Source organism: Streptomyces kunmingensis, assembly GCF_039533535.1.
Lineage (GTDB): Bacteria > Actinomycetota > Actinomycetes > Streptomycetales > Streptomycetaceae > Streptomyces > Streptomyces kunmingensis.
On sequence record NZ_BAAATS010000020.1, the window covers coordinates 1 to 2,136 of the forward strand.

General features: G+C 71.0%; 1 protein-coding gene. It reads right to left on the reverse strand.

Annotated elements, in window-relative coordinates:
- Window positions 1-2,136 (reverse strand): type I polyketide synthase (locus ABD366_RS26015; protein ID WP_344442562.1); only part of this gene is annotated, 2,136 nt, incomplete at both ends.

The following is a 2,136-nucleotide window of genomic DNA, read 5'->3' on the forward strand; positions in this document are numbered from 1 at the left end:
CGCGGCCCGCGTCGTCGCCAGCGAAAACCCCACATCCGCCGCGTCCAGACCGTCCACCCCGGCGGCCAGCCGCCGGGCCTGCGCCGCCACACCCTCGGCCGTCTTCGCCGACACCACCCACGGCACCACCGGCAACCCTGCCGCCGGAACAACAACCACGGCTTCCTCAGCCGCCGGCGCCTCCTCGATGATGACGTGCGCGTTCGTCCCACTGACCCCGAACGCGGACACACCCGCACGCCGAGGCCGCTCACCGGGCACCCACTCCCGCGCCTGCGCCAGCAACTCCACGGAGCCATCCACCCAGTCCACATGCGAGGACGGGGTACCGGCATGCAGTGTCTTCGGCAGAGACGCATGCCGCAGCGCCAGGATCATCTTCATGACACCCGCGACACCGGCGGCAGCCTGCGTGTGCCCGATGTTGGACTTCACCGAGCCCAGCCACAGTGGCCGGTCGGCGGGCCGGTCCTGGCCATACGTCGCAAGGAGTGCCTGCGCCTCGATCGGGTCACCCAGCTTGGTGCCCGTACCGTGCGCCTCCACCGCATCCACATCCGCCACCGCCAGCCCCGCACTGGCCAACGCCTGCCGGATGACACGCTGCTGCGAAGGACCGTTCGGAGCCGTCAGACCGTTGGAGGCGCCATCCTGGTTGACGGCCGAGCCGCGTACCACCGCCAACACCTGATGCCCATGACGCCGGGCATCCGACAACCGCTCCAGAACCAGGACACCGACACCCTCACCCCACCCCGTACCATCCGCGTCCTCCGAGAACGCCTTGCACCGCCCGTCCCCGGACAAGCCGCCCTGGACGTCGAATTCGATGAAGGCTCCGGGTGTCGACATCACCGTCACACCACCGGCCAGCGCGAGATCGCACTCGCCCGACCGCAGCGCCTGCGCGGCGAGGTGGAGGGCCACCAGCGAGGACGAGCACGCGGTGTCGACGGTGACGGCAGGACCCTCGAGCCCCAGCGCATACGAGATGCGGCCGGACAGCACACTGCCCGAACTACCGGTCCCGCCATAGCCGTCGGCGGACTCCCCCGCCAACGCCAACGCCGCCGGGTAGTCCTGCCCGTTCGTCCCGGCGAAGACACCCACCGGCAGCCCGCGCAACGACAACGGCGCAATTCCCGACCGCTCCAACGACTCCCAGACGACCTCAAGGAGGAGACGCTGCTGCGGGTCCATGGCGAGGGCCTCGCGCGGCGATATCCCGAACAGACCGGCGTCGAAATCCGCCACACCCTCGACGAACCCGCCCACCCGGGCATAGCCGGTCGCGGTGAGAAGCCCTTCGATCTGCTCCCAGCCGCGGTCGGCGGGGAAGGCGCCCATGGCGTCGGTACCGTCGGCGAGCAGCCGCCACAGTTCCTCCGGCGAGTTCGCCCCGCCCGGGAAGCGGCAGCCCATGCCCACCACGACCACCGGATCGTCACCCGTGACCCGGACCGCCGGCACCGCTCCCGGCACCGGCGTCGCCTCGTCCGCGCCGAACAGCCGGGTCAGCAGTTCGTCGGTCAGTGCCTCGACGGACGGGAAGTCGAACACCACGGTCGAGGGAAGTTTCAGGCCTGAGGTCGTGGTCAGGGCGTTGCGGAGTTCGACCGCCATCAGCGAGTCGAGTCCCAGGTCCCGGAACGCCGTGGACACTTCTACGGCTGCCGGGTTCTCGTAGCCGAGGACTGTCGCGGCCAGGACCCGTACGGTCTCCATGCAGGTCGTCCGGCGAGCGGCGGGCGCGAGGCCGGCGAGCCGCTCCGTGAACGCCCCCGCACGCGTGGCCGGTTCGGCCGTGGTGGTGCCGCGCGGGGCGACCTCGTCCCACAGACGGTTCGCGCGCAGCGCGGTCACTCCGGGAACGAAGCGTTCCCAGTCCATGTCCACGACCGTCACACAGCCCGACGCGGAGTCGAGGACGCCGACTGCCGTTTCCGGGTCGAGCGGTCGTACGCCGCCGCGTTCCATGCGGGTCAGGACGGTGGCGTCGTCGGCCATGCCGCCCTCGGCCCACGGACCCCACGCGATCGACGCACCCACCAACCCCTGCGCCCGGCGAAACTCCACCAACCCGTCCAACGCCGCGTTCGCCGCCGCATACGCACCCTGCCCCGCACCACCCCACAC